We start from the raw sequence: 22,647 nt of genomic DNA, 5'->3' as shown, positions 1-22,647 counted from the left end.
CTGCGTCGGGCGGATCTGCGGTCGGGGCTGTCAGGGGAGGTCTTCGGGGGCGGTGGTCAGGCGGAAGGTCTTGATGGCCAGGTGCAGCAGGAGGCGGTCCGTTCCGGAGGTCAGGTCCAGGCCGGTCAGCGCCTCGATTCTGGACAGCCGGTAGTACAGGGTCTGCCGGTGCACCGACAGGGCCGCGGCGGCGCGCTGGACGTGGCCGGCGTGGTCCAGGTAGGTCTCGGCAGTGCGCAGCAGGTCGGCGCGCGCGGGGTCCAGGAGGGGGAGCAGAGCCGGGTCTGCGTGCATCGTCGGGGGCGCGGCGATCAGCCGGTAGGCGCCCAGCTCGTTCCAGGAGGCCACCGGTCCCAGCCGGGGCTCGGCCCGTGCCGCACGTACGGCCAGCCGGGCCTCACGCCAGGAGTGCGGCACCTCCGGCAGCTCTGTTCTGGCACCGCCCACTCCCGCGAGCGACCGGTGGGAGCCGGCGGCCGGGTCGAGCAGTCCGGCGGCGATCGTCCGGGCGGGAGCGATGTCCGCGGGGTCCGGTAGGGGCACGAGAAGCGCCAGGCCGCCCGGGGTGCGATGAGCCAGCACACCGTACGGGAGCCGGGCCGGGACGAAATCCGGGACGGGGCTCGCCCAGACGACGGCGACGGACGCGGACATCGACGCCGGGTGCTCCAGCGCGCCGAGGGTCCGGGCGCCCTCGGCACGGTCCGCGGCCGAGCCCGACAGCAGTTGTGCGAACGCCCGCGGCGCGGCCTCTCCCCGCCAGGTGTCGGCGGCCAACAGCCGCCCCGCCCGGGCCGCCAAGGCCATCGCCCGGGTCAGGCGGGGATCGGCGGGATCGACGGCGCCGTCGTCTAGCAGCCACAGGTAGCCGTAGACGACGCCCTCGTGCCGGGCGGGCAGGCACAGCCGGGCGCGAACCCCGGCGGCGGGGTCGGCGGGGGTGCGGACCGGGCCGGTCGCGCGGGCGATCCCGAAGCCCTCGAACCAGGCCCGTACCGCCGGGGAGGAACGACGGCGCAGGATCGAGCGGGTGCGCACCGGGTCGAGCACCGGGTCGAGGTCGTCGTCGTGGGAGCTGAAGGCGATGAGGGCGAACTCCCGGTCCTCCAGGGTCACCGGTGCCCGCAGCAGCGCCGACACCTCGTCCACCACGCTCTGGTAGTCGCTCACTTCAGACAAATGTACAAGGCGTGGCGGCCGAGGTCGTGACCGCTGTCGATGGTGGCCGCACGGCCCAGACCGTAGCTTTCGAGGCGACGGCCATCCACCACCTCACCTGGGGGTTCGCCAATGCTGGGTGCTGTGCTGCTCGCTGCCTCACGCAGTGACCGGATACGCCGGCTCGTCGGCCGGGCTCCTATGACAAGGCCCGTCGTCGACCGCTTCGTCGCCGGGGATGCGCTGCCCGAGGCGCTGGTGGCCGTACGGGCGCTCGCCGCCCACGGCATCGACGCCACCCTCGACCATCTGGGCGAGGACATCACCGAGGTCGCGCAGGCCCACCGGAACCGGGACGCCTATCTCGCGCTGCTGGACGCGCTCAGTCGAGAAGGGCTGGGCGGGCGCGCCGAGGTCTCGGTGAAGCTGTCGGCGTTCGGCCAGGGGCTGCCGGGCGGCCATGACCTCGCCCTGGCGGGGGTCCGCCGGGTGTGCGAGGCCGCTGAGGCGATCGGCACCACCGTCACGCTCGACATGGAGGACCACACCACCGTCGACTCCACCCTGGCGATCCTCGCCGAGCTGCGACGGGACTTCCCCCGGACGGGCGTCGCCGTGCAGGCGTACCTGTTGCGTACCGAGGAGGACGTACGGGCGCTGGCGGTCAAAGGGTCGCGGGTCCGGCTGGTCAAGGGCGCCTATAAGGAGCCGTCGTCGGTGGCCTACCAGAGCAGGCGTGACATCGACCTGGCCTACGTGCGCTGCCTGAGGACCCTTATGGCCGGGGACGGCTACCCGATGATCGGCTCGCACGATCCCCGGCTGGTCGAGATCGCCGTACGGCTCGCCGAGCGGTACGGCCGCGCCCCCGACTCGTACGAGTTCCAGATGCTGTACGGCATCCGTGACGCCGAGCAGCACCGGCTGGCGGCCGAGGGGCGGCGGGTCCGCGCCTACGTCCCGTACGGGGCCGACTGGTACGGCTACTTCATGCGACGCCTGGCGGAACGGCCGGCGAACCTCGTCTTCTTCCTGCGTTCGTTCACCACCCGCAGCTGACCCCCGGGAGATCCCCATGGACGCCATCACCCACGTGCCCGCGCCGGTCAACGAGCCGGTGCACGACTACCGTCCCGGCAGCCCCGAACGCGCCCGGCTGGAGGCCAGGCTCGCCGAGCTGTCCGCCGGCGGCGCCGAGCTGACCTGCACGATCGGCGGGCAGCAGCGGATGGGCGGCGGAGCGCGCATCCCCGTCGTCCAGCCGCACGCCCACCGGGAGGTGCTCGGCGTCACCGCCGCCGCCGACCACGCCGACGCGCGGGCCGCGGTCGACGCCGCCCGGCAGGCCGCCCCCGGCTGGCGGGCGCTGAGCTTCGATGACCGGGCGGCGATCTTCCTGCGGGCCGCCGACCTGCTGGCCGGCCCCTGGCGGGAGACGATCGCCGCCGCCACCATGCTCGGCCAGTCCAAGACCGCCCAGCAGGCCGAGATCGACGCGCCCTGCGAGCTGGCCGACTTCTGGCGGTTCAACGTCCACTTCGCCCGGGGGATCCTCGCCGAGCAGCCCGAGTCGGGTCCCGGGGTGTGGAACCGGATGGAGTACCGGCCGCTGGAGGGCTTCGTCCTGGCGGTCACCCCGTTCAACTTCACCGCGATCGCCGCCAATCTGCCGACCGTGCCGGCGTTGATGGGGAATGTGGTGGTGTGGAAGCCGTCGCCTACCCAGCAGGTGTCGGCGCATTTCACGATGCGGTTGCTGGAGGAGGCGGGGTTGCCGCCCGGGGTGATCAATATGGTCACCGGGGACGGTCGGGCGGTTTCTGAGGTGGCGTTGACCCATCCGGATCTGGCCGGTGTTCATTTCACCGGGAGCACCGCCACATTCCAGCATCTGTGGCGCACGGTCGGGGAGAACATCGCCGGCTACCGCTCCTATCCGCGGCTGGTCGGTGAGACCGGCGGCAAGGACTTCATCGTCGCGCACCCGTCCGCCGACCCGGCCGCCCTGGTCACCGCCCTACTGCGCGGCGCGTTCGAATACCAGGGGCAGAAGTGCTCGGCCGCCTCCCGCGCGTACCTGCCGCGCTCACTGTGGGAGCAGATCCGGGACGAACTGGTCGCCGAGACCGAGGCGCTGACCATGGGAGACGTACGCGACCTGCGCAACTTCATGGGCGCGGTGATCGACGCCCGCTCCTTCGGCAGGTTGAAGGACGTCCTGGAGCGCGCCGCCAAGGACCCGGCCATCACCGTCGCGGCGGGCGGAACATGCGACGACACCGAGGGCTACTTCGTCCGCCCGACCGTTCTGGTCTGCGACGACCCGGGGCACGAGGTGTTCCGCACCGAGTTCTTCGGGCCCATCCTGGCCGTCCACGTCTACGACGACGCCGACTACGAGCCGATGCTGGCCCAGATGGAGTCGGTCAGCCCGTACGCCCTGACCGGGGCGGTCTTCGCCCGCGACCGGGCCGCCATCGCCCGCGCCACCGAGGTGCTGCGGTTCGCGGCGGGCAACTTCTACATCAACGACAAGCCCACCGGCGCGGTCGTCGGCCAGCAGCCGTTCGGCGGCGGGCGCGCCTCCGGCACCAACGACAAGGCCGGCTCCGCCCAGAACCTGCTGCGCTGGACGTCCGCCCGGACCATCAAGGAGACCTTCGTCCCGCCGACCGGCCACCGCTACCCGCACATGGCCTGACCGACCCCGGTAGGCCCGCACAACGACGTCCGGGCCCACCGGCCGCCACCTCACCGTGGAATGGTACGATATCTGGTACCAGATTGGAGGAGGTTGCCGATGTCCATCACCGCGAGCGAAGCGCGACGCAGGCTGTTCCCCCTCATCGACGAGGTCAACGACGACGGGGCGCCCGTAGAGATCGTCGCCAAGAACAACCGCGCCTACCTCGTGTCCGCCGCCGAGTACGAGGCGCTGGAGGAGACCGCGCACCTGCTGCGTTCCCCGGCCAACATGCGCCGGCTCATCGCGGCCTACCAGCACGCCCTGGAAGGCCGTCATGAGATCCGTGAGCTGATCGACCCCGACGAACGGCAGTGAAGCTCTCCTTCACCCCCGAGGGTTGGGAGGACTACACCTCCTGGCTCTCCACCGACCGACAGGTCCTGAAACGGATCAACCGCCTCATCGACGACGCGCTACGCGACCCGTACGAAGGCATCGGAAAACCCGAACCGCTCAAGCACGCCCTCCAGGGAGCCTGGTCCCGGCGGATCACTGAAGAGCACCGCCTGGTCTATCTCCCCCGCGACAACGAGCTCATTATCCTTCAGGCCCGTTACCACTACTGAGGGCGGACGTGATGGCGGCCGATGGGGAGCATCAGGGGGCGGCCGGAGACGGGGTCTTCGATGATGCGGCTGTCGAGGCCGAAGACGGTGCGGACGTTGTCTTCGGTGAGGACCTCGGCCGGGGTGCCGCAGGCGTGCAGGCGGCCGTCGGCGAGAGCGATGAGGTGGTCGGCGTAGCGGGCGGCGAGGTTGAGGTCGTGCAGGACCATCACGATGGTGGTGCCGCGGGTGCGGTTCAGGTCGGTCAGCAGGTCCAGGACCTCGATCTGGTGGCTGGCGTCGAGGAAGGTGGTGGGCTCGTCGAGGAGGAGCAGGTCGGTCTCCTGGGCCAGCGCCATGGCGATCCAGACCCGCTGGCGCTGCCCGCCGGACAACTCGTCGACGGCGCGGTCGGCGAGGTCCGTCGTCTGCGTGGCCTCCAGGGCCGCCGCCACCGCCGCGTCGTCCCTGCCGTTCCACCGGGAGAAGAGTCCCTGGTGGGGGTGGCGCCCGCGGCAGACGAGGTCGAGCACGGTGATGCCCTCGGGCGCGACCGGCGACTGAGGCAGCAGCCCGAGCGTGCGGGCCAGTTCCTTGGCGGGCATCCGGTGCACCTGCCTGCCGTCCAGGACGACCCGGCCCTCACGGGGCGCCAGCAGCCGGGACAGGGAACGCAGCAGCGTGGACTTGCCGCAGGCGTTCGCGCCGACGATGACCGTGACCCGGCCGGGCGGCACGGTCAGGTCGAGGGACTCGACGACGACGCGGTCGCCGTAGCCGAGCGTGAGGCGCTCGGCCGTGAGGGAGTGGGAGGTGGTCATGGCGAGCCTCCGGCCCGATGGGTGCGGACGATCAGATAGACGAGGTACGGCGCGCCGAGCACGCCGGTGACGACGCCGACCGGGTAGCGGGTGTCGAACGCGAACTGGCCGGCGAAGTCGGCGACGAGGACGAGCAGGGCGCCGACGAGCCCGGCGGGCACCAGCAGGGAGCCGCCCACGCCGACGAGCCGGGCCGCGATCGGGCCGGACAGGAACGCCACGAACGCGATCGGCCCGGCCGCCGCCGTGGCGAAGGCGATCAGGCCGACGGCGGCGACGATCACCGTGACGCGGGTGCGTTCGACGCGGACCCCGAGGGCGGAGGCGGTGTCGTCGCCGAGCTGCATCGCCGACAGGTCGCGCGCCTGATGCAGCAGGACGGGCGTGAGGACGACCAGCGCGGCGAGGGCGGGCAGGGTCTGGTCCCAGGTCACGCCGTTGAGGCTGCCGGTCAGCCAGCGGGTGGCCTCCTGGAGGTCCCACTCGGCGGCCCGGGACAGCACGTAGGAGGTGACGCTCTCCAGGATCGCGGAGATCCCGATGCCGATCAGGATGAGCCGCGTACCGACGACGCCGTCCCGGAACGCCAGGACGTAGATCAGCAGGGCGACGGCGAGGGCGGAGACGATGGCCAGGGCCGACACCTGGGTCCGGTCGAGGGACAGCGACACGATCGCGATGGCCGCCGCGGCGCTCGCCCCCCAGCTGATGCCGATGATGTCGGGGCTGGCCAGCGGGTTGCGGAGCATCGTCTGGAAGGTGACGCCGGCCATGCCGAAGCTGAATCCCGCGACCACGGCGAGGACGGCCCGCGGCAGCCGGAGCCGCCCGACCGTGAAGGACGCCCCCGGCACCTGCTCGCCGAGGATGACGCGGACCACGTCGTCGGGCGGGTAGAACGTCTGCCCGAACATCAGGGTCACGGCGAACCCGGCGACGACGAGCACCGCCAGGGTCGCGATGATGACGCGACGCCGGGTGGCGCTTCGACGGCGTCCGCGGGCGACGACCCGGGCGGCGGACGGCCGGGCGGCGGCGGGGGCGCTCACAGGTCACGCACCTTCTGACGGCGGACGATGTGGATGAAGAACGGGGCGCCGATCAGCGCCGTCACGATGCCCACCTCGACATCCGCGGGGCGCGTCACCACGCGGCCGGCGACGTCGGCGGCGGTGAGCAGCGCCGCGCCGGTCAGCGCCGAGAACGGCAGCAGCCAGCGGTGGTCCACGCCGACGAGCAGGCGGCACGCGTGCGGGACGACGAGGCCGACGAAGCCGATCGGCCCAGCGACGGCCGTCGACGCGCCGCACAGCACGACGGCGCCGAGGGCGGCCATGGCCCGAATGACGGCGACGCGCTCACCGAGCCCGGCCGCGAGTTCGTCGCCCAGGGCGAGCGAGTTCAGCCCCCGCGCGGACAGCAGGCACACCGCGAGGCCGACGGCCAGGAACGGCAGAACCTGCCCGATGCGCTCGTAGGACGCGCCGCCGACCCCGCCGATCTGCCAGAGCTTGAAACTACCCGCGATGTCGTTGCGGGGCAGGGCGACGGCGCTGACGAGGGACGCGAAGGCCACCGAGGTGGCGGTGCCGGCGAGCGCGAGCTTGAGGGGGGTGGCTCCGCCGCGTCCTAGGGACCCGACGGCGTACACGAACACGGCCGAGACGGCGGCCCCCGCCATCGCGACCCAGATGTACCCGGTCGGCGAGGTGAGCCCGAAGAACGCGACGGCGGTGACGACGGCGAGCGACGCGCCCATGTTGACGCCCAGGATTCCCGGGTCGGCCAGCGGATTGCGGGTCACGCCTTGCATGACGCAGCCGGCGAGGCCGAGCGCGGCGCCGATGACCACCGCGAGCAGGGTGCGCGGCATCCGCTTGGCGACCGCCGCCTGTTCGAGGGTGTCGTCCGCGCCGCCGAGCGCGGCCCAGACGTCGGACCAGGTGACGTCGCGCGAGCCGAGGGCGACGGAGGCCACCATGAGCGCGGCCAGGACGCCGGCCGTGACGAGCAGCCACAGGAACCGGACACGCGCCGGACGCCGCACCAGGGCGGCGTCCGGCGCGCGGTCGATGCCGACCGACGTCACTTGACCTTTTCCGCGGCCTCGGCGAGTGCCTTGACGTAGTCCTCCAGCACCCACGAGATGGACAGGGGGGTCGGGTTCGCGGCGGTGCCCAGCGGCTTGCTGTCGGGCAGCAGGTACACCGAGCCGCGCTGGACGGCGGGGATCTTCGACAGCAGCGGGTCCTTGCGGAGCTTGGCGAGCAGTTCGCCCTTCTCGTCGCCGTAGCCGGTGATGATGTCGACGTCGTTGAACAGGTCGGACTGCTCGGCGCTGCGGGTCAGGGCGAACTTGTCGGTGCCCTTGGACGCCTCGGCGATGCTGCCCGGGATCTTCAGCCCGAGGTCCTCGAAGAACAGCGTGCGGGTGTCGTGCGTGGTGTAGAAGCCGACCTGGCTCACGTCGTTGGGGTCGACGTGCGTCATGAACATCGCCGACTTGCCCTTGAGCTGCGGGTACTTCGCGACGACCGTGCGGATGTCGCCCTCGATGTCGGCGATGAGCCGCTCGCCCTCGTCGGCGAGCCCGATGGCCTTGCTGTTCATCCGGATGATCTCGCGCCACGGGGTCGCCCACGCGGCCTTCGGGTAGGCCACCACGGGGGCGATCTCGCTCAGGGTGTCGTAGTCCTGCTTGGTCAGGCCCGAGTAGGCGGCCAGGATCACGTCCGGCTTGGTGTCGGCGACGGCCTCGAAGTCGATGCCGTCGGTCTCGTCGAACAGCACCGGCGTCTTGGCGTTCAGCTCCTTCAGGCGTTCCTCCACCCAGGGCAGGAGCCCGTCGCCGTCGTCGTCGCCGAAGTTCGCGGCGGCCATGCCGACCGGGACGACGCCGAGGGCCAGCGGCGCCTCGTGGTTGGCCCAGTTGACCGTGGCCACCCGGGCCGGCTTCTTCTGGATGGTGGTCTTGCCCAGCGCGTGCTCGATCGTCATGGGGAAGGCGTTCGAGCTGCTGCTGCTCGTGCTCTCCTGGGTGGTCTTCTCCGACGAGTCACCGCAGGCCACGATGCCGCCCAGCAGGACGGCCGCCACGGCGAGGATGCGAAGGCTGCGTGGACGCTTCAATCCGTACTCCACTTTCCGAATTCCGCCGGTGTCGGCCCTCGCACGGCTGGATCGCGGAACGCGTCCGTGCAGCGGCGCACCGCACTGTCACAAGCCCCAAAACGGTTAGGTAAGGCTTGCCTTAGTCCGCACTGTAGGAGAAATGACCGAGTTGTCGCAATCAACCTTTTCGGACATCCGTTGTCGAGATCGGGACATGCGGGCCGGGCGACGGTCCGTACCCGAGGGTGCCGGCGCGTGCGCGGGGGCAGCGGCACGTACGCCAGGCCGTACCGTTCGAAGAGGGGCGGCGAAGGTGGTCTTCGGCATTCCGGAGCCTCAGCGCGCCCGGAAGAATCCCGGGGTCAGCCCGGTCGTCCGCCGGAAGGCCGCGCCGAACGCGCTCGCCGAGCGATAACCGACCTCCTCGGCCACGGCGTCGACCTCCCAGCCCCGGGTGAGCAGCGTGACCGCGTGCTGGGCGCGCACCGCCGCAACCCACCGCGCGAAGCTGGTGCCCGTCTCCGCGTTGAAGGCACGGGTGAGCGTGCGGGCGCTCACGCCGAGGCGGGACGCCCAGTCCTCCAGCGTCCGTCGATCGCCCGGATCGTCCCTGACCGCCTCGGCGATCGGACGCAGCAGGTCGGAGGTGGGCATCTGCACGAGCAGTTCGCGCGGGGAGGGCGTGAGAACGTCGAGCACCATCGCCTCGGTCACCGCCCGCGACCCGGCCGGCAGCTCCGTGTCGGCGAGCCGTTCCAGCAGCAGCCGGAGCAGCGGAGTGATCTCGACGCCGACGGGGGTGGGAGAGATCGGGGTCATGGTGCCGAAGCCGAAGAAGCCGGCGCGGCACCAGGTGCCGGCGATCGCCGAGCCGGAGTGCAGCGTGCCCGCGGGCATCCACAGGCCCAGGGTGGGGGTGATCGTCCAGACCCGCGTCCCCACCACGGCCGTGGACGCGCCCCGCTCGTTCCACAGCAGTTCGTGGAAGGGGTGGGAGTGCTCGTTCCAGGTGGTGTCGTGAGCGAAGGTCTCGCTCCAGCTCAGGATCGCGAACGGCATCTCGACCGGCCCCGCCGCGAGGGCGGGCAGCGTGCGGGTCTGCCTGGTCATGGGAGGGCGCGGTCGGCACGGCGGGACACGAGCGGCATGGTACTGCAACGACAGATCGGCACTTTCGGGCGGAGGCGCTGGTCAGGGCACCGGATCCGCCCTCCGGGCGGTAGGCGCGACCGCTCGCCGCGTCCGCCGAACGCCAGGCGCCACGTCCGCCGAACGCCAGGCGCCACGTCCGCTGAACGCCGGCCGCCGCACGGCCGTCCGGCGGCGGGCTCCCCGGACGGTGGGCACCTCGGCACACCGGTTGGTTAGGCTCACCTTATATTTGGACGGTGCATTCTTCTGAGATCCGTACGGTGCGGACCGAGGCCGAGCTTCGGGAGATCGTGCAGGAGCCGTCACAGACCATCTGGGACAAGGACATCGCCCGGATCGACGAGCACGCGCGCACGCTCATCGCGCACTCGCCGTTCGTGCTGCTGGCGACCGCGAACTCGGAAGGGACCTGCGACGTCTCGCCCCGGGGCGACCCCGCCGGGTCGGTGCTGGTCCTCGACGACCACCGACTGGTGCTCGCCGACCGGCCCGGCAACCACCGGCTCGACAGCATCCGCAACGTGCTGCACAACCCGCACGTCGGGCTGCTGTTCATCGTGCCGGGGATGAACGAGACGCTGCGGGTGAACGGGCGCGCGACGCTGGTGTCGGACGCGCCGTTCTTCGAGGACCTGACGGTCCAGGGCAAGCGGCCGCGGCTGGCGATCCTCGTCGAGGTCGAGGAACTGTACATGCACTGCGCGAAGGCGTTCCTGCGCTCGTCGCTGTGGCGGCCCGAGACCTGGCCGGACCGCGGGAGCCTGCCCACGCTCGGCCGGATCGCCAAGGACCACCTGGGCCTCAAGGAGATCTCCGCGGAGGAGATCGACAAGGGGCTGGACCTGGACGCCGAGACGAACCAGTACTGACGTGCGAACGCGCGGGCCGCCCGGCCCGCGCCTCAGTCCGCGGAGCCGAGTTCGGGGAGGTTCTCCGCCAGGGGCACGAACTCGGCCACCGACAGCAGCCCGTCGTGATCGGCGTCGTACTCGGCGAACAGCGCCGCGACGATCCCCGACAGATCGTCCACCTCGGTCTCAGGGAACATCCCCGCGATCGCCGCGGTCACCTCGTCCACGGTGAGCTGCCCATCTCCATCGGTGTCGTAGCGGGCGAACACCGCCTCGTACTGATCGGACATGATCCCCTTCCGCACAAGCGACCGTGGCACCCGATCGTAACGGCACGGCGGCACCGCCCTCCCCGCCCTCCTGGTATTCACATTCTCCTTTGCGAAGATGAGGCTTTTCACTACTTGCGAACGGCCCTTCAAGGTTGGCATGCTGCCTGGGAGATGGCTGAGCACCTGCCTGGCAGAGCGGAGCGGGCCATGGACGCCTCGGGTCCGCCTCGCCGGAGAGAGTGAGGTCGCAACCTTGGGGTCGGCACCTGTGCGGTCCATGTACGACGAGCGGCCGGACTACCGCGTTGAGCTTCTTGCCCGTACCAATGCCATGACCGCCTGGCTGGGTGAGACCCGGCTGGCCCACAGCGACGCCTGCCTGATCGTCGACGAGCAGGATCACGGGCTGGTCGTGTACTTCCCCAGGGACGCGGTCGACTTCTCACGTCTGGAGCCGATCGACCGGCGGACCGTCTGCCCGTTCAAGGGACAGGCCGTGTACTGGCGGGCCTCAGGCGGTGCGGGGCCGGGTGTCGCGTGGAGCTATCCGGAGCCGTTTCCCCAGGTCGCCCGGCTGGCGGGGTATGTCGCATTCGACCAGGACGCGGTCCGCGTGACCATCGGCACCGGCAGGTTCACCGGGGTACGGCCATGACCGGGTCGTCGCTGGAGCGGATGCTCGCCATCTTCGATGTAGAGCCGCTCGACACGGCCCCGGCGGCCCCGGCACGTTTCGCGGGTGACAGCGACGGCGGGGGGCGGCAGGTCGTCGACGGCAGCCAGATCCTCGCCCAGTCCCTCATCGCCGCGGGCAAGGCCCTGCCGGGGCGGACGGTGCGTTCGGCGCACGCGCTGTTCGTCGCCGTGGCCGACCCGGACGAGCGACTGGAGTTCACCGTCACGCCGGTACGTGCGGGGCGCTCGTTCGCCAGCGCCACGGTCACCGTCGGGCAGCGCGATCGGATCTGCGCGACCGGCACCGTACTGCTGGACCACCCGCAGCCCGACGTCATCCGGCACGACAGGTGGACAGGGCCGCCGGTCGCCGGTCCCGACGCGGCCCATCCTGTGGACATGCCGCTGCGCGGCAGGCGGATCCGCCTCGAAGGGATCAAGGACTACGGCAGCCCCGACGAGGTGGGGCCACCGATCATCGACGCCTGGGTGCACTACGACGCCGTACCCGAGCGCGACGACCTGCGCCGCGCGCTGCTGGCGCACTTCACCGGGCATCTGTCCATCTCCACCACGATGCGCGCGCATCCCGGGATCGGCACCTCCCAGGCGCATCACACGGTCTCGACCGCGGTCATGGGCATCGGGGTGAGCTTCCACGATCCCGTGCGGTGGGACGGCTGGATCCGCTACCACCACGAGAGCGTCTATGCCGGCGCCGGCATGAGCCACGTCCGTGGCCAGATCCTCACCGAGGACGGGCGCCTTCTCGCGTCCTTCACCCAGGACGGCATGATCCGGGCCTTCGACAGCCGGGGATCGGCGACGTCGCTGCCCGCCGGGTCCCGGCTGTGAACGGCCGGAACGGCGCCTATCCCCGGAGCCGCTCGGCGGCCAGTTTCCGCAGGTCGCTGGACTTGATCTTGGCGCTTCCGGTGAGGGCGATCTCGTCCTCGCGGAAGAACAGGACGTGCCGGGGCACCTTGTAGCTCGCCAGGCGTTCCCGCAGCGCCCTGCGGATCTCGTCGGCCTGTGGCCGCGCGCCCTCGTGCGGCACGACGCAGGAGACGACGACCTCGCCGAGCGTCTCGTGCGGCACGCCGACGGTCTTGGCGATCTTGACGCCGGGGTGCCCGGCGATCGCCTCGTCCACCTCCAGCGGCGACACGTTCGCGCCGCCCGTCTTGATGATGTCGGTGAGCCTGCCCTCCCAGAAGAGCCGGCCGGCCGCGTCGAGGCGGCCGCCGTCGCCGGTGGGGAAGAAGCCCTCGGCGTCGAGCGTCTCGTCGAGCGGGGTGCCGAGGTAGCCCAGCATGAGGGTGGGGCCCTTGACGCAGATCTCGCCGTGTTCGCCGCGCGGGACGACGGCACCGGTGATCGGATCGACGATCTTGACGGTCACGCCCGGGAGCGGCTCGCCGCTGCTTCCCGCGTGCACCTCCGCAGGGGTGTTGGCCGGGTAGCAGGTGGAGATGGTGAAGGTCTCGGTGTTGCCGTAGGCGTGGCCCGGCTCGTACCACTCGGTCGACACCGTGGGGTGGCGCGCGATCGGGGTGTTGAAGTCCACGAAGCGCATGCTGCTCAGGTCCGTCTCGCTCCAGTTGGGCGCGGCCTCCAGTTGCGCCCACTGGTGCGGCCAGGCGACCGGGAAGTTCACCCGCTCCCGCTGCATGAGTTCGAGCGCCTCGGCGGCGTCGAAGGTGGGTTGCAGCACGAGGGCGCCGCCGCCGGAGAGGGTCGCGCCGAGCGCCATGCCGAAGTTGCCGGACCAGAAGAAGCCGTTGGCCGTCCAGCAGCGGACGCCGTCCTGCGGGCTGAACCCGTACATCCGGCGGAACCGCCACAACTGGGTGGTGACGCCGCGGTGCGCGCTCAGGATCCCCTTCGGCCTGCTCGTGGAGCCGGACGAGAAGAACAGCACGGCTGTGTCGCTCGGCCGCGTCGCGGCGGCCGTCGCCTCGACCAGTTCGCGTGGCTCCTGCCGACCGCGCGCCAGGAAGGTGCCCCAGGTGTCGATCCCGGGCGCGGCGTCCCCGACCAGTGCGAGGCTGCGCAGGAACGGATACCTCGCCGACCGCAGGGCGCCAGGCTCGGCCGTGGCGATCTCCGGCTCCAGTTCGGTCACGATGGCGGCGAAGTCCTTCGCCAGCACCGTCCGCTCGAACAGCAGCACCGACACGCCGGAGACCTGCAGCAGGTGGTCGAGCTCGGCCGGCGTCGAGAACGTGCTGAGCGCGACGGCCACGCCCCCAGCGAGCGAGACGCCGAAGACCGCCGCGACCCACTCGGGGCGGTTCGTCATCAGGACGCCCACGCGGCCGTCCTTGCCCACCCCGCACGCGCGCAGCGCGCGGGCGACCTCGACGGCGCGTTCCCAGAGCTCGGCGTACGTCCAGCGCGTGACCCCGTCCGCGGTGTGCAGGACGAGCGCCTCGCGTTCGCCGTACATCTGCGTCACTTCGCGGAGGAAGCCGGGGAGCGTGAGCGCCCCGAGCCCCGGCTCCTCACCGAACGGCGGGCCTGACACGATCGACGGATCCGGGTTCATCGCTCGCACTCCTCTCGCTTCCGCCCGCTAGAACGGCAGCTCGATCTCGGCCGTGCAGTCCACCAGCACCCCGCCGTCCTGGTTGGTCAGGCGCAGCTTCACCTGGACGAGCGGCACACCCCACGACGACTCGGTCTGCTTGCCGACGACCTCGGCGTCGAAGTAGGTCACGTCCCCCTCGAAGGCGGGTCCCCGGAAGTCCGCCTTGGAGTGGCGCACCATGCCGTCATGGCCGGCCCAGTAGGCGAGGTAGTCGGTGCACCAGGCGCCCATCGTCGCGCCGTAGCCGTAGGCGCGGGCCATGCCGACCTCGCCGGCCTTGTCGGCGTCGATGTGGCCGCGGGAAGGACCCACGTAGAGCCCGTCGCGCTTGCGCGGGTCGATCCTGGCGCCTTCCTCGTCGAAGGCGAAGCCCTCCACCCAGCCGGGGTCCTGGTTGATCCACGGGTCTTCGACGCCGGGCGGCGCGACCCAGTGGAAGGTGCCCCAGATGTTGAACAGGAAGGCGCGGTACTCGGTGGTGAAGCCGGCGATGCTGTGCGGGCCGATGACGCGTCGTGGCAGCCTGTCGCCGACGTTCACCTCCTCGAAGTGCGGTGAGACGCCCGTGCGGTTCGACAGGATCCAGTCGTGCCGGACCTTCTCGATCTCGTCCAGCTCGGTGGCGGTCCACCGCTTGACGGCGCCGAGTTGGTTCTCGTACATGCCGCGTTTTTCGGCTTCGGAGGCGAGGTAGCGGATCGCGGTGGACCGCTCGCGTGCCACCAGGGCGCCGTGCTGGTTGCGGTGGATGGTGTCCCCGCGCGAGAACATCGTGGGCCCGGCGAACTTGGTCTCCACCACCTTGTAGTCGTGGAACCGTCGCTCCTGGAACAGCTTGTCCCCTGGCCGTACGGAACAGCCGTAGAACCACCACTCCTCACCACCGAAGATCAGGTGACTGCCGGGGATGTGCCCTACGCACGCGGGCTGCGCGCCATGCCCGTAGTCCAGGGCCACCGCGACGGACTGCGGTGCGACGATGCCGCCGAACCTGGTCTCGCGGGCGAATTCCTCGTCCCAGTGCAGTGGGTTGGGGTAGTCCATCGCCATCACCCAGCGGCGAATGTCGGAGGCGCTGCACGGCTCCCACAGCTGCCCTCCGCCGACGGGCTTGCCCACACGGTGGTCGACGTCGGACAGGTCGAGTTCGGCTTTTACGGGCTGGTCGCTCATTGGTGCTCCCGTTCAGCGGTTGACGTCGACGACGATGCGTCCACGGACCGTGCCCGCCATGAGCCGGTCCGCCGCGGCGATCGCGTCCGCCAGCGCGATCTCCTGGGCGATCTCATCGAGGGCGTTCACGTCCAGGTCGCGTGACAGGCGGTCCCAGGCGGCCAGGCGCCGCTGTTTGGGCGCCATCACGCTGTCGATGCCGATCAGGGACACGCCGCGCAGGATGAACGGGGCGACCGTGGCCGGGAAGTCCATGCCCTGGGCCAGTCCGCACGCCACGACCGTGCCGCCATAGCGGGTCTGCGCACAGGCGTTCGCCAGCGTGTGGCTGCCGACGGAGTCGACGACGCCCGCCCAGCGCTCTTTTTGCAGTGGCTTGCCGCGCTCGGCGAGTTCGGCGCGGTCCAGCACCGTGGTGGCGCCGAGGCGCTGAAGGTACTCGGCCTCCGCGGGCTTCCCAGTGGCGGCGGCCACCGGGAAGCCCGCCTTGGCCAGGAGCGCGATCGCGACGCTGCCGACGCCGCCCGTCGCCCCCGTCACAAGGATCTCGCCCTGGTCCGGGCGTACGCCGCGGTCCAGCAGGGCATCCACGCAGAGGCCGGCCGTGTAGCCCGCCGTGCCGATCGCCATGGCCTGCCGTGCGGTGAAGGCGTCGGGCAGCGGTACGAGCCAGTCCCCGTTGAGGCGGGCACACTGGGCGAGGCCACCCCAGTGGGTCTCCCCCACGCCCCAGCCGTTGAGTACGACGCGGTCGCCCTTCTTCCAGTCCGGGTGCGCGCTGTCGGTGACGACGCCCGCCAGGTCGATGCCGGGCACCATCGGGAAGCTGCGCACCACGGGCGACCTGCCGGTGACGGCGAGACCGTCCTTGTAATTCAGCGTGGAGTATTCGACGTCGATGCCGACGTCACCCTCCGGGAGCTCCGCCTCGTCCAGGCTCCTCAGCGCGACGGTCTGTCCCGCCTCGCCCTTCTCGATGACAATCGCCGAGAACATCGGGAAAAGCCCGTCCTTCCTCAATCCGCGCCGGGCGATTCCGCGCTGACAGCGGCGATCCGACCACCATGCAGGCTTCGCACCACGGCTCGAATGTCAATGCTGGATTGCCAATTCCAGATCGAGCGAATAACGCTCTCTAAAACGAGAATGATGCTTACATGCAGAGATGGGGCCGTCAACCCCTCACGGCGCGGCGGCGTCACCGGGGCCGGGCGGCCGGTCAGGCCGGTGCGAGTCCGAGGCGCCGGGCGTGCCGGTCGATGAAGGCGACGACCTCGTCGGCGGCCCTGTCCGGCAGGCCCCAGATGAGTTCGGTGACCCCGGCCCGCTCCCAGTCGTCGATCTGCTCCGGTGACGGCCGTGCGGAGATCAGCACCGAGATCTCCGGCCGTCCCGCCCGGCCCGCGTCCGTCCACGCCCGGTGCAGGGCCTGCGCCTTGGACGTGATGTCCCGTTCGGTGGGGGTGGTCATCCAGCCGTCGGCGTTCGCCGCGATCCAGGCGAGGGTCTTCGGGCCGCCACCGGCCCCGATCAGCAGCGGAAGATGCGGCTGGACCGGCTTGGGCCACGCCCACGAGGCGCCGAACGAGACGAACTCCCCGGAGTAGGACGCCTCCTCCTGCGTCCACAGCGCCCGCATGGCCTCGACGTACTCGCGCAGCACCGTGCGCCGCCGGTCCGCGGGCACCTGGTGGTCGGCCAGTTCGTCGGTGTTCCAGCCGAACCCGGCGCCGAGCGTCACACGGCCGCCGGACAGGTGGTCGAGCGTGGCGATGGTCTTGGCGAGGGTGATCGGGTCCGACTCGACCGGCAGGGCCACCGCCGTGGCCAGCCGGATCCTGGAGGTGACGCTGGCCGCGGAGGCCAGCGAGACCCACGGGTCGAGCGTGCGCATATAGCGGTCGTCCGGCAGCGCCCCGTCGCCGGTCACCGGGTGCGCGGCATCGCGCCGGACCGGGATGTGCGTGTGCTCCGGCACATAGAACGTGTTGAACCCGGCAGCCTCGGCGGCCTGTGCGGCGGCGGCGGGCGTGATGCCCCGGTCGCTGGTGAAGAGCACGATGCCATGTCGCATGGCCCGATAGTAGAACCTGTTTCACCTCAGTGGTCAGGACCGGCTGGCCCGCTCCCGCCCAGCCGGTCGCTGTGAAAGCCGGGCGGGCGTACCCGCTCAGGAGTTGTGGCGGAGGATCCCCAGGGAGCGCACGGTGATGTAGCCGCGCCATTCGAGGCGGGCCGCCGGGGAGAAGCTGGCGTACTCGACCGTCCAGCCGCCGTCGGCCTGCTGGCCTTCGGCCAGGCGGCGCAGCTCCGCGGCGATGGCGTCCGGGGTGAACAGCGACCGGACGGGGCGGCCGGGTAGCGGGGCGAAGTCCAGCGGGCGCATCATCTCGTCCTCGGTGCCGCCCTCGACGTGCAGCAGGCCGTCGTCGGGGAGGTACTCGCCGAGTCGGGCCAGCAGGGGCGCGGCCTCCGGGTGGGTGTCGTGGACGGCGTCGAGAAACTGCAGCGTGTAGAGCAGTTCGAGGGCGTGCGGAGCGGTGTCGATGGCCTCGATCACTTCGAGGCAGTACCGCGTGGCCCGGGCGAGCCAGGAGTGTTCGGCGACGGCCGGATCATGGGCGGCCACCCGGTGGGCCATGCCCGCGATGGCGGAGGTGATGTGGAGCGAGGAGACCGTGGGGTCCGCCTGAGCCCACCAGGGTGCGCAGCCGGCGTCGTCGGTCACGGGCAACGCGAACGGCAGGCCGCCGTCGGGCAGGGACACCGACGCCAGCCAGTCGCAGAGCGCGCCGGAGTGCGGGGACCTGGCCGGGGTCACGTCCGCGTAGGTCTCGAAGGCGTGCAGTGCGCCGCCGGGCTGGCTTTCCGGGGAGCGCAGGTCCGGCTCCAAGCCCCAGCCGTAGCCGCCGTCCGGGTTACGGTAGCCGTCCAGGGCCGCCAGGACGGCGGACGGGTCGGTGTCGCCCGTGAGCAGTTGGAAGCGGCGGCGGTCCAGGGTGCGCGCGTGGGCGGCCATGAAGGACGCGGCGGCGGACAGGTCCACGCCCGCCCAGCCGGCCTGCGGGCCGGTGCCGTGTGCGGTGGTCATCAGGCTCCTGAAACGTGGGAATCCCCGCCTTGGGCGGGGAGGTCATGGCCCCAGCTCACCTCCCAAGGCCCCCAGGTGTCTTGTAGGTATCGGACATCGGGACGCAGGACGCGTCCTCGGACGGACGGCGTCGATCACTTTGTGTGCCAGATCCACTGCGGAGGGGTAGAGCGCCTCCATGGTGATCGGTTCAGAGACGACGGCCGGGCGGGAACGGCGGGCGGCGCGGATCGGCCTTCCCGGGATCCTCCTGGGGGCGGGCCTCGGCGGCTTCGTCGACGGCATCCTGCTGCACCAGATCCTGCAGTGGCATCACATGCTCACCAGCACGGACACCGCCCGCATCGGGGTGCGGTACTACCCGGCGAACACGGTGCACGGCCTGCAGATCAACACGATGTGGGACGGGTTCTTCCACGCGGTCACCTGGCTGCTGGTGCTGACCGGCCTGGCACTGCTGTACTCGCGGGTCACGCACGCCCGGGGCCGGCTGTGGACCTCCCGGAAGCTGTGGGGCTGGGTGCTGGTCGGCTGGGGGCTGTTCAACCTGATCGAGGGGATCGTCGACCACCACGTCCTGGGCATCCACCATGTGCGCACCGACGCGTACCAGACCTGGTGGGACATCGGTTTCCTGGTCCTCGGCGCACTGCTGGTGGCCGGTGGCTGGGCGTTGCAGCATGGCGCGGCTCCCGTGGAGATCGGCGCGCCGGAGACCGCGAGATGACGCCCGCGCACGGGGGTCACGGCCATGGCTCACCACTGCTGGCCGTGCTGCTCCCGCTGGTCGCCGTGGCGGTCGCCGCCGCGGGTTACGTGCTGCTGGCGGTACGGGACCGGGACTGGAGCGGCCGGCGCACGGTGAGCTTCCTGGCTGGATGCGCCGTGCTCGCGGTGGGCCTGACCCCCGGCCTGTCGCCGTGGGCGGAGGGCGACTTCCGCGGTCACATGCTCCAGCATCTGCTGATCGGGATGGTGGCCCCGCTCGGGCTGGTGCTGGCCGCCCCGATCACGCTGGTGCTGCGCTCCGTCCCGCCCCGTACGGGCCGGCTGATCGGACGGGCGCTGCGCAGCCGTCCCGCCAGGGTGATCACACATCCGGTCACCGCCCTGACCCTGAACGTCGGAAGCCTGGGCGTGCTGTACTTCACCCCGCTGTACGGCGTCCTGGGCACGCACCCTCTCCTGCACCTGCACTTCCTGGCCGCCGGTTACCTGTTCGCCTGGGTCATCACCGGGCCGGATCCGGCCCCGCACCGGCCTTCGGTGCCGGTACGGCTGGTCGTCCTCGGCGTGGCCGTCACCGTCCACGCCGTCCTGTCCCAGTTGATGTACGCGGGGCTGTTCGTTCAGGTCCCGGCTCCGGCCGACCAACTCCGCGGGGCGGGCGAGCTGATGTACTACGGCGGCGACATCGCCGAAATGCTGCTGGCGCTGTCCCTCCTGGCCACCTGGCGGCCTCGGCCCGCCCGCGCACGGCCCGCCACAGGTCCGCGGTGGCGCCTGTCGCCGCGCAGCGGCCGGTGAGCCCGGCGCCGGGTACGGGTCACTTCTCCAGGGCCCGCTGCTCCTCCTCGCTGCGGACCTCGCCGTCGGGGCGAGGCTTCGTCGCCTCCCACAGGTCGCGTATGAAGATCTGGTTGAGCTCCATCCTGAACCGGGTGGTGAGCCCGCCGCGGGCCCGCGGCGCCCGGACGCCGGGGAGCTCCGGGCGGCTCAGCGGGAGCGCGGTCGGCCGCCGTCTCTCGACGAGCGGCGAGGCCAGGTCCCGGGAGAGCGGCGCCTCCAGTTCGCCGAACTTGCCGTCGGGCGCCATCACGATGACGCCGGTCTCCACGCCGTGCTCCAGCATCGCGCGGTCGCGGCGCTGCAGGCCCAGGCAGATGCGGTAGGCGACGAAGTAGCCGATGACCGGCCCCACCAGCAGGGCGATCCGGAAGAACCAGATGGTGCCGTACAGCGGGACGTGGAAGGTCTTGGCGATGATGTCACTGGCGCCGGCCAGCCACAGCACCCCGTAGAAGACGACGCCGCCGATGCCGATGCCGGTGCGGACGGGCACGTCGCGGGGCCGGTCCAGCACGTTGTGGACCTCGTGGTCGCCGGTGACCCAGCGTTCCAGCCACGGGTACACGATCAGTCCGGTGAACAGCAGCCCGGGGATGACCAGCGCGGGTATCAGCACGCTCATCGGCAGCGTGTGGCCCAGGAAGTCGATCTCCCAGCCGGGCATCAGCCGCAGCGAGCCGTCCAGGAAGCCCATGTACCAATCCGGCTGGGAGCCCGCGCTGATCGCCCCCGGGTCGTACGGCCCGTACAGCCACACCGGGTTGATCTGGAAGAACGTGGCCAGCAACGCGATGACCCCGAACGTCCAGAACAGGTACGCGGTGGTCTTGGCGACGAACACCGGGAAGAAGGGATACCCCTTCTGCGTGGTGTCGGTGGCGCCCCGGCCGGGGAAGGTGGTGTGGGTCTGCCGCCAGGTGAGCACGACGGCGTGCAGCGGGATCAGCGCCGCCAGGATCCCCGGAATCAGCAGCACGTGCACCGTGAACAGCCGCGGGATGAAGGCGTCGCCGGGGAACTCGCCCCCGAACACGAACATCGTCAGGTACGAGCCGACCAGCGGGAGGGCCAGCAGCACCCCCGCCAGGATGCGCACCCCCGTCCCGGACAGCAGGTCGTCCGGCAGCGAGTACCCGAACAGCCCGTTCAGCAGCACCAGGAGGAACAGCACCACCCCGATCACCCAGTTGCCCTCGCGGGGCTTGCGGAACGCCCCGGTGAAGAAGTTCCGCAGCATGTGGGCCAGGATGGCGGCCAGGAAGATCAGCGTCGCCCAGTGGTGGACCTGCCGCATCAGCAGCCCGCCGCGCACGTCGAAGGACAGGTCCAGCGTCGAGGCGTACGCCTCCGTCATCCGCACGCCGTTCAGCGGGGCGTACGAGCCGTGGTAGATCATCTCCGTGGCGCTGGGCCGGAAGAAGAAGGTCAGGAAGACCCCCGTCAGCACGAGGATCGCGAACGAGTACAGCGCGATCTCGCCCAGCAGGAAGCTCCAGTGGTCGGGGAACGCCTTCTTGATCGCCTTGGCCCCGAACTTCGCGCCGCCGTACCGGTCGTCGACCGCCCGGCCCTGTTCCTTCAGCAGCCTGAGAGTCTTCCCGGGCCTTTGCGGATTGGTCACGCCCGCTCCTCCTGCCCACCGGACAAGTGACCGCGGCCGCGGAAGAGGGCCGCGGGTTCCCGCCCTCGTACCCGGGCGAACAGCAGCCAGAACGCCACGTTTCCCCAGATAGGGAATCCTTTGGACAAAGGATCCCCCGGCATTGCCCGAGCCCGCGGCGGCCTCGGTCCTCCGGACGGCGGTCGCTCGGCGGCCTCGCCCGCGGCGGGTCAGCGGGACGTGCGGCGGGTGCGGGCGAACGCCCTGCGGGCCTGCGGGAAGTAGCGCACGGCCTCGGGGAGCAGGGGCCACAGGCGGCCCGCGCGTCGTACCGCGGCGGCGAAGCGTTGGTAACGGCGCTCGTCGTCGGCGCTCCAGGGCAGGCCGAGCGGCTCACGGGCGGCGGGGGGCATACCGCCGATGGTGAGGAAGGAGGCGATCCCGTTCAGCGGCGGGCTGACGGCCCGCCACAACCGGGCGGGGACCTTCGGCGGGGCGGGCAGGCCCTTGGTGGCGTAGCCGACGCCGTACCTGGCGGTCTTGTGCGGGACGATCACCTCTTCGAGCATGTGCTTCCAGTACGCCTGGAAGCCCTTCCAGTCCTCGGGCATGGCCCGGTCGCTGACCCCGTAGAGGCGGAACCAGGTCCTGGACTCCTCGTAGATCCGCCGTCTCTCCCCCTCCGACAGGGGGCGGATGAACGTCTCGACGCCGTACAGCATGTGGTCCACGAACGTGGCGTGCGCCCAGTAGTAGGTCTCCGGGTCCAGGGCGTGGTAGCGGGAGCCGTCGGGCATGGTGCCCTTGATCTCGGTGTGGTAGTCGCGGACCCGCCGTCCCGTCGCGGCCGCCTCGTCCCCGCCGTACACGGTGTTCAGGATCGGTCCGGCCGAGCGCCTGAGCCGGGCGAACGTCTCGGAGAAGAACACCGAGTGGTCGAGCACGCCCTGGCCGAGCGCGGGCAGCATGTTCTGCAGCACGGCGGCCCGGGGGCCGACCAGCAGCAGCCGGGTGTCGCCGAAGAAGCGCCAGGTCAGCGAGTCCGGCCCGAGCGGGGTCACAGCGGTCGACGTCACCTCGTGCGGCCTTTCCGGCGGCGCCGCGACGGCCCCACCCCTCCAGTGCATAAGTAGACAGTTACTTGAATTTGTCTCAGTGTCCCTCGGGTGTCAACGTGACGCACCCCACGCGTCCGCCCTGGTGAAGGGACGCCGGGCGGGACCCGCCCGGCGGGCAAGTACCTTGGACAGGGCCGAGAACGGCAGCCCCGGCCCCGTGTAGGAGGAGAGACCA

The 22,647-nt window shown here is 71.1% G+C and carries 23 protein-coding genes; 9 read left to right on the top strand and 14 right to left on the bottom strand.

Annotation, left to right across the window (positions count from 1 at the left end):
- Positions 1-30: 30 nt before the first annotated feature.
- A complete protein-coding gene (locus C4U03_RS24865) occupies positions 31-1,170 on the bottom strand; it encodes a PucR family transcriptional regulator (protein WP_235018102.1) in 1,140 nt (379 codons plus the stop codon).
- 120 nt (positions 1,171-1,290) lie between these two features.
- Here C4U03_RS24865 and C4U03_RS24860 point away from each other — a divergent pair, with 120 nt between their 5' ends.
- The 4 genes from C4U03_RS24860 to C4U03_RS24845 all read left to right on the top strand — a co-directional run bounded on the left by C4U03_RS24860 (position 1,291) and on the right by C4U03_RS24845 (position 4,470).
- Positions 1,291-2,217 (top strand): proline dehydrogenase family protein, encoded by a 927-nt coding sequence (locus tag C4U03_RS24860; RefSeq protein ID WP_103940615.1) that lies wholly within the window; start codon positions 1,291-1,293, stop codon positions 2,215-2,217.
- 16 nt (positions 2,218-2,233) lie between these two features.
- Positions 2,234-3,859 carry an L-glutamate gamma-semialdehyde dehydrogenase gene (gene pruA, locus C4U03_RS24855; protein ID WP_103940613.1) on the top strand — a complete coding sequence of 542 codons (1,626 nt, stop codon included), beginning with the start codon at positions 2,234-2,236 and terminating at the stop codon, positions 3,857-3,859.
- Positions 3,860-3,958: 99 nt separating this feature from the next.
- The gene (locus C4U03_RS24850) at positions 3,959-4,219 is read left to right on the top strand and encodes a type II toxin-antitoxin system Phd/YefM family antitoxin (protein ID WP_103940611.1); all 261 of its coding nucleotides are present in this window, start codon (positions 3,959-3,961) and stop codon (positions 4,217-4,219) included.
- Positions 4,216-4,470, top strand: coding sequence for a Txe/YoeB family addiction module toxin (locus C4U03_RS24845; RefSeq protein ID WP_103940609.1), 255 nt, complete (start codon positions 4,216-4,218; stop codon positions 4,468-4,470). The genes C4U03_RS24850 and C4U03_RS24845 overlap by 4 nt, the downstream gene beginning before the upstream one ends.
- On the opposite strand, the gene C4U03_RS24840 is transcribed toward C4U03_RS24845, so the two are convergent.
- The 5 genes from C4U03_RS24840 to C4U03_RS24820 all read right to left on the bottom strand — a co-directional run bounded on the left by C4U03_RS24840 (position 4,464) and on the right by C4U03_RS24820 (position 9,491).
- The gene (locus tag C4U03_RS24840) at positions 4,464-5,270 is read right to left on the bottom strand and encodes an ABC transporter ATP-binding protein (RefSeq protein ID WP_103940607.1); all 807 of its coding nucleotides are present in this window, start codon (positions 5,268-5,270) and stop codon (positions 4,464-4,466) included. The two genes, C4U03_RS24845 and C4U03_RS24840, sit on opposite strands and share 7 nt — an antisense overlap.
- On the bottom strand, positions 5,267-6,319 hold the full coding sequence (locus tag C4U03_RS24835; RefSeq protein ID WP_103940605.1) for a FecCD family ABC transporter permease: 1,053 nt from the start codon (positions 6,317-6,319) through the stop codon (positions 5,267-5,269). The genes C4U03_RS24840 and C4U03_RS24835 overlap by 4 nt, the downstream gene beginning before the upstream one ends.
- On the bottom strand, positions 6,316-7,359 hold the full coding sequence (locus C4U03_RS24830; protein WP_103940603.1) for a FecCD family ABC transporter permease: 1,044 nt from the start codon (positions 7,357-7,359) through the stop codon (positions 6,316-6,318). Before C4U03_RS24830 ends, C4U03_RS24835 begins: the two co-directional genes overlap by 4 nt.
- A complete protein-coding gene (locus C4U03_RS24825) occupies positions 7,356-8,399 on the bottom strand; it encodes an iron-siderophore ABC transporter substrate-binding protein (RefSeq protein WP_103940601.1) in 1,044 nt (347 codons plus the stop codon). Before C4U03_RS24825 ends, C4U03_RS24830 begins: the two co-directional genes overlap by 4 nt.
- A 318-nt stretch (positions 8,400-8,717) precedes the next feature.
- Entirely contained in the window at positions 8,718-9,491 is a 774-nt protein-coding gene (locus tag C4U03_RS24820; RefSeq protein WP_103940599.1) for a helix-turn-helix transcriptional regulator, read from the bottom strand.
- Between the two features lie 278 nt (positions 9,492-9,769).
- On the opposite strand from C4U03_RS24820, the gene C4U03_RS24815 reads away from it, so the two are divergent.
- A complete protein-coding gene (locus C4U03_RS24815; RefSeq protein ID WP_103940597.1) occupies positions 9,770-10,402 on the top strand; it encodes a pyridoxamine 5'-phosphate oxidase family protein in 633 nt (210 codons plus the stop codon).
- A 32-nt stretch (positions 10,403-10,434) separates the two neighbouring features.
- Here C4U03_RS24815 and C4U03_RS40580 read toward each other — a convergent pair whose 3' ends face one another.
- Positions 10,435-10,674 (bottom strand): EF-hand domain-containing protein, encoded by a 240-nt coding sequence (locus tag C4U03_RS40580; protein WP_160147086.1) that lies wholly within the window; start codon positions 10,672-10,674, stop codon positions 10,435-10,437.
- Positions 10,675-10,909: 235 nt separating this feature from the next.
- On the opposite strand from C4U03_RS40580, the gene C4U03_RS24805 reads away from it, so the two are divergent.
- Entirely contained in the window at positions 10,910-11,311 is a 402-nt protein-coding gene (locus C4U03_RS24805; RefSeq protein WP_160147085.1) for a DUF427 domain-containing protein, read from the top strand.
- Positions 11,308-12,186: an acyl-CoA thioesterase gene (locus tag C4U03_RS24800; protein WP_103940592.1), complete on the top strand. Its 879-nt coding sequence runs from the start codon at positions 11,308-11,310 to the stop codon at positions 12,184-12,186. The genes C4U03_RS24805 and C4U03_RS24800 overlap by 4 nt, the downstream gene beginning before the upstream one ends.
- Before the next feature lie 16 nt (positions 12,187-12,202).
- Here the strand turns inward: C4U03_RS24800 and C4U03_RS24795 are convergent, their stop codons facing one another.
- The 5 genes from C4U03_RS24795 to C4U03_RS24775 all read right to left on the bottom strand — a co-directional run bounded on the left by C4U03_RS24795 (position 12,203) and on the right by C4U03_RS24775 (position 18,185).
- Positions 12,203-13,879: a class I adenylate-forming enzyme family protein gene (locus C4U03_RS24795; protein WP_103940590.1), complete on the bottom strand. Its 1,677-nt coding sequence runs from the start codon at positions 13,877-13,879 to the stop codon at positions 12,203-12,205.
- Between the two features lie 27 nt (positions 13,880-13,906).
- The gene (locus tag C4U03_RS24790; RefSeq protein ID WP_103940588.1) at positions 13,907-15,094 is read right to left on the bottom strand and encodes an FAS1-like dehydratase domain-containing protein; all 1,188 of its coding nucleotides are present in this window, start codon (positions 15,092-15,094) and stop codon (positions 13,907-13,909) included.
- 12 nt (positions 15,095-15,106) lie between these two features.
- On the bottom strand, positions 15,107-16,090 hold the full coding sequence (gene acuI, locus C4U03_RS24785; protein WP_103940586.1) for an acrylyl-CoA reductase (NADPH): 984 nt from the start codon (positions 16,088-16,090) through the stop codon (positions 15,107-15,109).
- Positions 16,091-16,313: 223 nt separating this feature from the next.
- Complete coding sequence (locus tag C4U03_RS24780; RefSeq protein ID WP_103940584.1) at positions 16,314-17,168, bottom strand: LLM class F420-dependent oxidoreductase; 855 nt, start codon at positions 17,166-17,168, stop codon at positions 16,314-16,316.
- 96 nt (positions 17,169-17,264) lie between these two features.
- Positions 17,265-18,185 carry a hypothetical protein gene (locus tag C4U03_RS24775; protein WP_103940582.1) on the bottom strand — a complete coding sequence of 307 codons (921 nt, stop codon included), beginning with the start codon at positions 18,183-18,185 and terminating at the stop codon, positions 17,265-17,267.
- Between the two features lie 178 nt (positions 18,186-18,363).
- Between C4U03_RS24775 and C4U03_RS24770 the strand changes: the two genes are divergently transcribed.
- Complete coding sequence (locus C4U03_RS24770; RefSeq protein WP_103940580.1) at positions 18,364-18,912, top strand: DUF2243 domain-containing protein; 549 nt, start codon at positions 18,364-18,366, stop codon at positions 18,910-18,912.
- Positions 18,909-19,712, top strand: a complete 804-nt coding sequence (locus tag C4U03_RS24765) for a cytochrome c oxidase assembly protein (protein WP_103940578.1) — start codon at positions 18,909-18,911, stop codon at positions 19,710-19,712. Before C4U03_RS24770 ends, C4U03_RS24765 begins: the two co-directional genes overlap by 4 nt.
- 19 nt (positions 19,713-19,731) lie before the next feature.
- Here C4U03_RS24765 and qcrB read toward each other — a convergent pair whose 3' ends face one another.
- Both qcrB and C4U03_RS24755 read right to left on the bottom strand, forming a co-directional pair.
- Positions 19,732-21,375, bottom strand: coding sequence for a cytochrome bc1 complex cytochrome b subunit (gene qcrB, locus C4U03_RS24760; RefSeq protein WP_103940576.1), 1,644 nt, complete (start codon positions 21,373-21,375; stop codon positions 19,732-19,734).
- A gap of 209 nt (positions 21,376-21,584) precedes the next feature.
- On the bottom strand, positions 21,585-22,430 hold the full coding sequence (locus C4U03_RS24755) for an oxygenase MpaB family protein (protein ID WP_235018101.1): 846 nt from the start codon (positions 22,428-22,430) through the stop codon (positions 21,585-21,587).
- Positions 22,431-22,647 lie beyond the last annotated feature (217 nt).

Origin of the sequence: Thermomonospora echinospora (genome assembly GCF_900108175.1) — a bacterium.
Lineage (GTDB): Bacteria > Actinomycetota > Actinomycetes > Streptosporangiales > Streptosporangiaceae > Thermomonospora > Thermomonospora echinospora.
Note: the sequence above shows the minus strand (reverse complement) of the source record. Positions and strands in the feature narration are given on the sequence as shown.

Excerpts from the sequence above, each read along its gene's own strand:
- C4U03_RS24860 (WP_103940615.1), top strand. The coding sequence starts at position 1,291 with ATGCTGGGTGCTGTGCTGCTCGCTGCCTCACGCAGTGACCGGATACGC.
- pruA (WP_103940613.1), top strand. The coding sequence starts at position 2,234 with ATGGACGCCATCACCCACGTGCCCGCGCCGGTCAACGAGCCGGTGCAC.
- C4U03_RS24850 (WP_103940611.1), top strand. The coding sequence starts at position 3,959 with ATGTCCATCACCGCGAGCGAAGCGCGACGCAGGCTGTTCCCCCTCATC.
- C4U03_RS24840 (WP_103940607.1), bottom strand. The coding sequence starts at position 5,270 with ATGACCACCTCCCACTCCCTCACGGCCGAGCGCCTCACGCTCGGCTAC.
- C4U03_RS24820 (WP_103940599.1), bottom strand. The coding sequence starts at position 9,491 with ATGACCAGGCAGACCCGCACGCTGCCCGCCCTCGCGGCGGGGCCGGTC.
- C4U03_RS40580 (WP_160147086.1), bottom strand. The coding sequence starts at position 10,674 with ATGTCCGATCAGTACGAGGCGGTGTTCGCCCGCTACGACACCGATGGA.
- C4U03_RS24800 (WP_103940592.1), top strand. The coding sequence starts at position 11,308 with ATGACCGGGTCGTCGCTGGAGCGGATGCTCGCCATCTTCGATGTAGAG.
- C4U03_RS24795 (WP_103940590.1), bottom strand. The coding sequence starts at position 13,879 with ATGAACCCGGATCCGTCGATCGTGTCAGGCCCGCCGTTCGGTGAGGAG.
- C4U03_RS24790 (WP_103940588.1), bottom strand. The coding sequence starts at position 15,094 with ATGAGCGACCAGCCCGTAAAAGCCGAACTCGACCTGTCCGACGTCGAC.
- acuI (WP_103940586.1), bottom strand. The coding sequence starts at position 16,090 with ATGTTCTCGGCGATTGTCATCGAGAAGGGCGAGGCGGGACAGACCGTC.
- C4U03_RS24780 (WP_103940584.1), bottom strand. The coding sequence starts at position 17,168 with ATGCGACATGGCATCGTGCTCTTCACCAGCGACCGGGGCATCACGCCC.
- C4U03_RS24775 (WP_103940582.1), bottom strand. The coding sequence starts at position 18,185 with ATGACCACCGCACACGGCACCGGCCCGCAGGCCGGCTGGGCGGGCGTG.
- C4U03_RS24770 (WP_103940580.1), top strand. The coding sequence starts at position 18,364 with ATGGTGATCGGTTCAGAGACGACGGCCGGGCGGGAACGGCGGGCGGCG.
- C4U03_RS24765 (WP_103940578.1), top strand. The coding sequence starts at position 18,909 with ATGACGCCCGCGCACGGGGGTCACGGCCATGGCTCACCACTGCTGGCC.